General features: G+C 71.5%; 7 protein-coding genes. 4 read left to right on the top strand and 3 right to left on the bottom strand.

Features of this window, described 5'->3' with window-relative positions; translation table 11 throughout:
* Nucleotides 1-210: 210 nt before the first annotated feature.
* Nucleotides 211-738, top strand: a complete 528-nt coding sequence (locus HHX41_RS03780) for a Uma2 family endonuclease (RefSeq protein ID WP_259400573.1) — start codon at nucleotides 211-213, stop codon at nucleotides 736-738.
* A 48-nt stretch (nucleotides 739-786) separates the two neighbouring features.
* Here the strand turns inward: HHX41_RS03780 and HHX41_RS03775 are convergent, their stop codons facing one another.
* The 3 genes from HHX41_RS03775 to uvrB all read right to left on the bottom strand — a co-directional run bounded on the left by HHX41_RS03775 (nucleotide 787) and on the right by uvrB (nucleotide 4,967).
* Nucleotides 787-1,392, bottom strand: a complete 606-nt coding sequence (locus HHX41_RS03775; RefSeq protein WP_182904773.1) for a DUF4126 domain-containing protein — start codon at nucleotides 1,390-1,392, stop codon at nucleotides 787-789.
* 423 nt (nucleotides 1,393-1,815) lie between these two features.
* Entirely contained in the window at nucleotides 1,816-2,298 is a 483-nt protein-coding gene (locus tag HHX41_RS03770) for a hypothetical protein (protein WP_182904772.1), read from the bottom strand.
* 557 nt (nucleotides 2,299-2,855) lie between these two features.
* Entirely contained in the window at nucleotides 2,856-4,967 is a 2,112-nt protein-coding gene (gene uvrB, locus HHX41_RS03765; protein WP_211591417.1) for an excinuclease ABC subunit UvrB, read from the bottom strand.
* A gap of 245 nt (nucleotides 4,968-5,212) precedes the next feature.
* Between uvrB and HHX41_RS03760 the strand changes: the two genes are divergently transcribed.
* From HHX41_RS03760 to HHX41_RS40165, 3 genes are read left to right on the top strand one after another with little or no spacing between them, the layout of a single operon-like run.
* A complete protein-coding gene (locus HHX41_RS03760) occupies nucleotides 5,213-6,265 on the top strand; it encodes a hypothetical protein (RefSeq protein ID WP_259400572.1) in 1,053 nt (350 codons plus the stop codon).
* A complete protein-coding gene (locus HHX41_RS40170) occupies nucleotides 6,262-6,915 on the top strand; it encodes a hypothetical protein (protein ID WP_182904771.1) in 654 nt (217 codons plus the stop codon). The genes HHX41_RS03760 and HHX41_RS40170 overlap by 4 nt, the downstream gene beginning before the upstream one ends.
* Nucleotides 6,888-7,730 (top strand): inositol monophosphatase, encoded by an 843-nt coding sequence (locus HHX41_RS40165; protein ID WP_182904770.1) that lies wholly within the window; start codon nucleotides 6,888-6,890, stop codon nucleotides 7,728-7,730. Before HHX41_RS40170 ends, HHX41_RS40165 begins: the two co-directional genes overlap by 28 nt.
* Nucleotides 7,731-7,746: the final 16 nt, after the last annotated feature.

Genomic DNA, 7,746 nt, shown 5'->3' with positions numbered 1-7,746 from the left:
GCCGACCCCCGCCCCCGCCCCTGCGCCGAGCACGAGTCACGTACGGCCTGACCGAGCGCCGGCGACCTTCCTGAGAATGAGTCGCTATGACTACGGTGGGTGGCAGGATTGTCATGACGAGTGATCGCCCTAAGGAGAGGAGGACACCGGATGACTGCGGCTTTCCCCGAGTGGTTCTATCCCGGTCCGCCGGGCGGATGGACCGCCGACATGCTCGACCACCTTCCCCCTGACGCCCCCGCGCACGTCGAGCTGATCGATGGGTCTCTCATCATGGTGTCTCCCCAGACCAACTTTCATATGTTGATGGTCAATCTGCTGGTCGACCGCGAGCGCGGGATTCGGCCGCCGGGTCATCTCGCGGTCGCCAGAGAGATGTCCATAACTCTGGGCCTGCGGCAGCGGCCGGAACCGGACGTCCTCGTCGTCAACAGGGAGGCAGTCTCCGATCTACAGAGAACCTTCTACCGCCCCGAGGAGGTCCACCTCGTCGTCGAGGTCGTGTCGCCCGACTCGGAGGAGCGGGACCGCACAACCAAGCCGATCAAGTACTCGGACGCCGGGATCAGATATCTCTGGCGAATAGAACTGGAGGACCAGGAGCCGGTCCTGTACACGTTCGAACTGGAGCCGAGCGTGAAGGCGTACGTGCCGACCGGGATCCACCGTAAGCGCCTCGCGACCTACGTCGGCTTCGACGTTGACATCGACCTGGACCTGAGCCGGTTCCTCGGCTGATCCGACCTGCGCAGCGTCGGCGCGAGGCGCGGGTGCCGTGCCCCGCCGTCAGCCGGGCGGCGCGGCGGCCCGGGCGCGGCGGGCCGCCCGGTAGCGCCGCACCCTGCGGATGAGCCGCCAGGCCGTGAACGCCAGCACGGTCAGCGCCACCACCACCAGGACGGGCAGGAAGATCGCGATCAGGCTCATGCCGAGCGAGCCCACGTCCTCGGCCGTGCTCACAACCGGCGCCCCCACACCCACCGTCGTGGCGTTCACCACCGGCCGGGCCGTGGCCTTGACCACGTGCACGGCGAGGGCGACCGCGATCCCCAGCAGCCAGCCGACCGCCGGATGCTCGGCCATCCACGTCGATTCGTCCAGCCGCTCCGCCGCGGCCGTGGCGCTGAACACCACGCCGCCCGCGGCGGGGCGTACCGCTGTCTGGATCATGTCGTTGACGTGGTCGACCACCGGCACCTTGTCGAGGACGAACTCGGCGACCAGCAGCACGGCGACGATCACGAGGACCCAGGTGTCGGACAGCCACGCGTACTCGTGCGGCAGCCGCACGGCGTCGGTGAGCCGCGCGAGCACGCCGACGAGCAGCAACGGGATGTACGCGTTGAGCCCGGCCGCGGTCGACAGTCCGAGCCCGGTGAGCGCCGCGAACATCGGCAACCTCCTCCGGTCGGCGGGACGGTCCCGCCTTCCCGTCAACGGACGGCCCCGGCGCCGTGTCCCCGGCTACTACCGCGAATCGGGCTTGCGACACTCTCGGGCCTGAGCCGGGGCGCGGCCGGCGGGCAGGCGGGGGCCGGGGACCTCCGCCGGAAAATGCCGGGCTGGGCCGGGCCCACGGAGACCGGCCACCGGTTTGCCGCCCACCCCACGGCGTTCACGCTCCGCGTCGTGGCTGCCGGCCCGAGATGGCGAAATGGCGCGTACCGCACGCTACTTTCGCGCAAGGCCAAGGTCTCCGGACCAGTCGTGACCGCGTTTCCCCCGTATCGCCGCCGCCGGTCGGCGCGGGATGCGTCGATACGGTGACACCGCCGGGCCTGCGCGCAGTCGCGCCCTTGGGAACTCGTGGAATCACTACTCGCCAGCGGCTGGCTGGAGCACCAACAAGGCGCTGTCGCCCTCTACCCGGGTGAGTCGCAGTCCGACGTCGCCGATGCGGCCCGGCCTGCTGGTGCTGATCGTCAACGCACCCCTGACTCGGCAGCGGTCGTTGTAACAGCTCCGGCTGATGCTGGTGTTCGCGCCGTCGACGACCGTCGAGGTGCCGGTGAAGGCGATTCTGGCGGCGTCTCCCCGCAGGCCCACCACGGAGATCTCGTCCACGCCCAGCCCCGGGTCGATGGGGATGGTGTCCCCCGCACGCACCCGCGCCTCGCAGTCGCCGTCCCGGCAGCCGGCGAAGTCGCTCGGTGTCGCCGACAGGCCCGCCGCCGGCGACGGTGCGGGCGTCGCGGGCGGGCTGGACGAGACCGGGACGAGCGTGACCGGCCGGTTCACCGGCACCGCCGCGAACGAGCGCGCCGGAGCCTCGCCGCAACCGGCCAGGAGCGCGGTCACCGATCCGACGGCGAGTGCGAGGCGAACGGCAGGCCCTGACGCGTTGGTCGTCGAACGCATGATTTCCCCGATTTGTCACAGACGAATTCGCCCGGTCGGAGCCGCTCCAATCGAGCTACTCCCATAACGCGCGGATCCACGCGCCAGCGAATGCCTTCCCCGCGACAGTCCAGGTCAACCGCGTTCGGAGCCCGCACCCCGCCCATCTCCTCGCAGCCGGCGGCATTTCCGCCACGTTGTCGAAACGGCGAAATTGCGCACTTCACCCACCGGCGGTTCCAGCGCACGATTCACCAGAACCGGGTTGAAATTCGGCCGCATGGGCGCCGGCCCGAGGAGGTGCCGCCCGCGCGGCTCGCAGGCCGGCGGACCCCGACGGTCTCACAGAGTTATGGGCGGTGTTGCGAGTCACCGCCCGGCCATGGAGACTCGCCCGGACCGGCGGGCCCGGGCGGTCACGGCTTGGCGCGCTTACCGCGCGATCATCGCCAGGTCAGGAGCGCTCGCCGCGCTCCCGCGCGGGTCCTTGTGCGGTGACCGCACGGTCGCCCGCTCCGTCACTTCACGCCGGCCTCGCGCATGTCGCGGACCTCCCGCTTGAGTTCCTTGATCTCGTCGCGCAACCGGGCCGCCACCTCGAACTGCAGATCGGCGGCGGCGTTGTGCATCTGCTCGGTCAGCGACTCGATCAGCGACTCGAGCTGGGCACGGGGCATCTCCCCCGCGATCGCCTTCGCGTGCTGGCCCGCACCCCGGGACGCGAGCCCCGGCACCGGCGCCTTGCCGCGCGACTGCTGGCGCCCGGCGCCGCCGAGAAGCTGAGCGGTGTCGGCGTCCTCACGGACGAGGCTGTCCAGGATGTCGGCGATCTTCTTGCGCAGCGGCTGCGGGTCGATGCCGTGCGCCTCGTTGTAGGCGATCTGCTTGGCCCGGCGCCGGTTGGTCTCCTCGATCGCCCGCTCCATGCTGGGCGTGATCTTGTCGGCGTACATGTGGACCTGGCCGGACACGTTGCGGGCCGCCCGGCCGATCGTCTGGATGAGCGAGGTCTCCGAGCGGAGGAAGCCCTCCTTGTCGGCGTCGAGGATCGCCACCAGCGACACCTCGGGCAGGTCGAGGCCCTCACGCAGCAGGTTGATGCCGACGAGCACGTCGAACTCGCCCATGCGCAACTCGCGCAGCAGCTCGATGCGGCGCAGCGTGTCGACCTCGCTGTGCAGATAGCGGACCCGGATGCCGTTGTCGAGCAGGTAGTCGGTGAGGTCTTCGGCCATCTTCTTGGTCAGGGTGGTGACGAGGACCCGCTCGTCCCGCTCCGCCCGGGCGCGGATCTCCTCCATGAGGTCGTCGATCTGCCCCTTGGTGGGCTTGATGATCACCTCGGGGTCCACCAGGCCGGTGGGGCGGATGACCTGCTCCACCACGTCGCCCTTGCTGCGGCCCAGCTCGTACGGGCCGGGCGTCGCGGACAGGTAGACGGTCTGGCCGATGCGCTCCAGGAACTCCTCCCACTTGAGCGGGCGGTTGTCCATCGCCGACGGCAGGCGGAACCCGTGGTCGACCAGCGTCCGCTTGCGCGAGGCGTCACCCTCGTACATCGCGCCGATCTGGGGGACGGTCTGGTGCGACTCGTCCAGCACCAGCAGGAAGTCGTCGGGGAAGAAGTCGAGCAGCGTGTGGGGCGCGGTGCCCGCCTCGCGGCCGTCGATGTGCCGCGAGTAGTTCTCGATCCCGGCGCAGGTGCCGACCTGGCGCATCATCTCGATGTCGTAGGTGGTGCGCATGCGCAGCCGCTGGGCCTCCAGCAGCTTGCCCTGCCGCTCCAGGTCGGCGAGCCGCTCGGCGAGCTCCGCCTCGATGCCGGCGATGGCCCGCTCCATCCGCTCGGGGCCGGCCACGTAGTGGGAGGCGGGGAAGATGTGCAGCTCGTCGTCCTCGCCGACGACCTCGCCGGTCAGCGGGTGCAGCGTCGCCAGCTTCTCGATCTCGTCGCCGAACATCTCGATGCGGACGGCCAGCTCCTGGTAGACCGGGATGACCTCGACCGTGTCGCCGCGCACCCGGAACGTGCCCCGGGTGAAGGCGAGGTCGTTGCGGGTGTACTGCATGTCGACCAGCCGCCGCAGCAGCTGGTCGCGCTCGATCTGCTGGCCGACCTTGAGCCCGACCATCCGGTCGACGTACTCCTGCGGCGTGCCCAGGCCGTAGATGCAGGAGACGGAGGCGACCACCACCACGTCGCGGCGCGACACCAGCGACCAGGTCGCCGAGTGGCGCAGCCGCTCGACCTCCTCGTTGATCGAGGAGTCCTTCTCGATGTAGGTGTCGCTCTGCGGGACGTACGCCTCGGGCTGGTAGTAGTCGTAGTACGACACGAAGTACTCGACCGCGTTGTTCGGCAGCATCTCGCGCAGTTCGTTGGCGAACTGGGCGGCGAGCGTCTTGTTCGGCTGCATGACCAGCGTCGGGCGCTGCACCCGCTCGATCAGCCACGCGACCGTCGCGGTCTTGCCGGTGCCGGTCGCACCGAGCAGGACGCTGTCCTTCTCCCCGGCCCTGACCCGGCGCTCCAGCTCCGCGATCGCCGTGGGCTGGTCGCCGGACGGCGTCATGTCGGTGACGACCTCGAAGGGCGCGACCTTGCGCTTCAGGTCCATCATGGATGTCATCGCCCGCTCAGCTCCTCACTCGCCCCGTCCACCGGCGCGGGACGCAGACGTGTGCGACGTCCGCTCCGGTTCACCTCCATAACCTACGCGCGGCGACCGACAATTCCGGTCCCGATACCCGCTCCGCTCCTCGCCCGCGAGGCCCGCGGCCCGCCCATGGCCGAGCCATGGCCGACCCATGGCCGACCCTTGGCCGGATCATGACCCTGTAGTTACGATTCCAGTCGGGGGCCGACACTGACGGGATGGCGGGGCTGACCATGGCGGGGTTGCGGAATGCCGTCGGCCAATCGCTCGCGTGGGCGGCCAAGAACGTCGACGGGGCCATCGCCCTCGTGCTGGCCGTGGCGGTGGGCGTGCTCGGCGTGCTGCCCGACGACGTGATCCCGGACAAGGTGAAGTCGCAGCTCGTCAGCGGCACCACCCTGGTCGTGCTGGCCCTGGTCGCGACCGCGCTGCTGCGCGACCGGGCCCGGCAGGAGCCGGTCGAGGAGGCCATGCACGCGACCTCCGGCGTCCTCACGCGGCTTCCCGAACGCCTGGACCGCCTCGACGAGCTGGAGGACCTCGTCGCGGGGACCCGCCGGGCCCTGGAGGACATGGCGGTCATCCGCATCCTGGGCAGTCAGGACGAGATCGCGCAGGCGCACGCGGACGCGCGGCGGGGCACCGACCGCTGGGCGTTCAAAGGGGGCACCGGCACCTACATGCGCGCCGTCACCCTGCCCGAGTGCGTGGCCGCCGCGCGGCGCGAGAAGCGGCACCTCACGGTCCGCCTGGAGATCATCGACCCGACGGACGAGGCGGTGTGCGAGGGCTACGCGCACTACCGCAGGTCGCTGTCGGACCGGCCCGACGGAACCGGTGAGGTGTGGACGACCGACCGGGCCAGGAAGGAGTCGTACGCGAGCGTCCTGGCCGCGTTCTGGTACCGCCAGCGGTACGGCCTGCTCGACATCGCGGTGGGGCTGTCGCCGGTGATGACGACCTTCCGCTGGGACATGTCGGGCCGTGCCCTGATCATGACGTCCGAGGACCCCAACCGGGCCATCATCGCCTTCAGCGGCTCGTTCTTCTACGAGAGCTGCGGCACCGAGCTGCGCACGAGCTTCGAGCAGGCCCGGCGCGTGGCGATCGACCGGTACCGGTCGGTGCCGCTGAGCGACGAGCCGACCGTCGAGGAGGTCCGCAGGCTGTTCGACCGCGTCGGCCTCCCGCTGCCCAAGTCGTTCACCGACCGGGACGTCGTCGAGGTCACCCGCAAGGCGCTTCGCGCCAAGGACCCGTACGCGCCATGAGGTACCGGGACGTGCTCGACGCGCTCGCCGGCGGGGACGCCCGCGAGTGGGCTCTCGGCGTGCTCGGGGACATCGCCGCGGGCGGCTCGCAGGTGCGGGGCGTGCGGCACCCGCTGGGGTTCCTCTGCCTGCCGCTGGTCCGCGAGGGAGACCTCGGGGTGTGCGTGCACGTGTGGACCCCCGCCACGCGGCGCGCCCGCAGCACCACCTCGCAGGTGCACTGCCACAGCTGGGACCTGGTCAGCCACGTCCTGTACGGCCAGGTGCGCAACGTCCACGCCGTCGTGACCGACACCTCGCGGTCTCCCACCCACCGCGTCTTCGAAGTGGTCAGCACGCCGTCGGGCGACGTCGTCCGCCCCACCCCCAGGACCGTCGCGTACGCCCCGGGACGCGCCGAGCTGTTCGGCGCCGGGGAGACCTACACGCTCGCCGCGGGCGCCTTCCACAGCAGCGTCATCCCCGAGGACGGCGAGGCCGCCACCGTGGCGCTCGGCCGCGGCAGGCCGGGCCTGGGCGACCTGTCGCTCGGGCCGCTCGTCACACCCCTCCACCACGTCAGGCGGGAACGCCTCGACGACGCCGAGACCGTACGTGCCGCCGAGCTGGCCAGGAGGAGCCTGTGGACCTCGAACACGCCAGGCGGGTAGCCGTCGAGGCCGCCCTGTCCGCCGGGGCCGTGCTGCGCGAGAGCGCGCCGGGAGCGGTCGCCGTCCACGCCAAGGGCGGGTCGGGCGACGTCGTCACCGACCTCGACCTGGCCGCCGAGAAGCTGATCCTCGACCGCATCCGGGCCGAGTTCCCCTCCCACCGGATCGTGGCCGAGGAGTCGGGCGCCCACGACGGCGACCTGGCGGACGGCGGGTGGACCTGGCTCGTCGATCCCCTCGACGGCACGAACAACGTGGCGATCGGTCTCCCGGCGTACGTCGTGGGCCTGGCGCTGTGCGCGGGCGACCGCCCGGTGCTCGGGGTCGTCCACGAGCCGCTGTCCGGCCGCACCTGGTCCGCCGTCGCCGGGGCGGGGGCCCGCGGGCCGGCGGGACCGCTGACCGGACCGCCGCGCCGGGAGCTCCCGCACGGGCCGGTGCTGGCCTGGACGCAGGGCCACGGGGTCTCCCGGCGGGACCCGGCGGCGCGGTCGCTGAAGATGACGATGGACGCCCGCGCCCGGCGAGTGCTCCAGCTCTGGGCCCCGCTGCTGTGCTGGGCGATGCTCGCCCGCGGCGACATCGACGGCATGATCGGCTACCGCGCGGAGGGGCTCGACCTGCCCGCCGGGGCCCTGATCGCGCGGGAGGCCGGCGTGGAGATCCGGCGGCTCGACGGCGGGCCGTTCGAGGCGTCCGCCGAGGGCCCGCCCGAGGACCGCAGCTTCGTCGCCGCGCCGCCCGCACTGGTCGGGGAGCTGCTCGACCTGGTCGCCGAGGCCCGCCGCCTCGCGTCCGCCCTGCCGCCGCTCTGACTCGCCGCCGGCGCGG

The sequence above is a fragment of the Microbispora sp. H13382 genome (genome assembly GCF_014161445.1).
Taxonomy (GTDB): domain Bacteria; phylum Actinomycetota; class Actinomycetes; order Streptosporangiales; family Streptosporangiaceae; genus Microbispora.
This window is presented reverse-complemented; position numbering and strand designations above follow the sequence as displayed.

Excerpts from the sequence above, each read along its gene's own strand:
- HHX41_RS03775 (WP_182904773.1), bottom strand. The coding sequence starts at position 1,392 with ATGTTCGCGGCGCTCACCGGGCTCGGACTGTCGACCGCGGCCGGGCTC.
- HHX41_RS40170 (WP_182904771.1), top strand. The coding sequence starts at position 6,262 with ATGAGGTACCGGGACGTGCTCGACGCGCTCGCCGGCGGGGACGCCCGC.
- HHX41_RS03760 (WP_259400572.1), top strand. The coding sequence starts at position 5,213 with ATGGCGGGGCTGACCATGGCGGGGTTGCGGAATGCCGTCGGCCAATCG.
- uvrB (WP_211591417.1), bottom strand. The coding sequence starts at position 4,967 with ATGACATCCATGATGGACCTGAAGCGCAAGGTCGCGCCCTTCGAGGTC.
- HHX41_RS03780 (WP_259400573.1), top strand. The coding sequence starts at position 211 with ATGCTCGACCACCTTCCCCCTGACGCCCCCGCGCACGTCGAGCTGATC.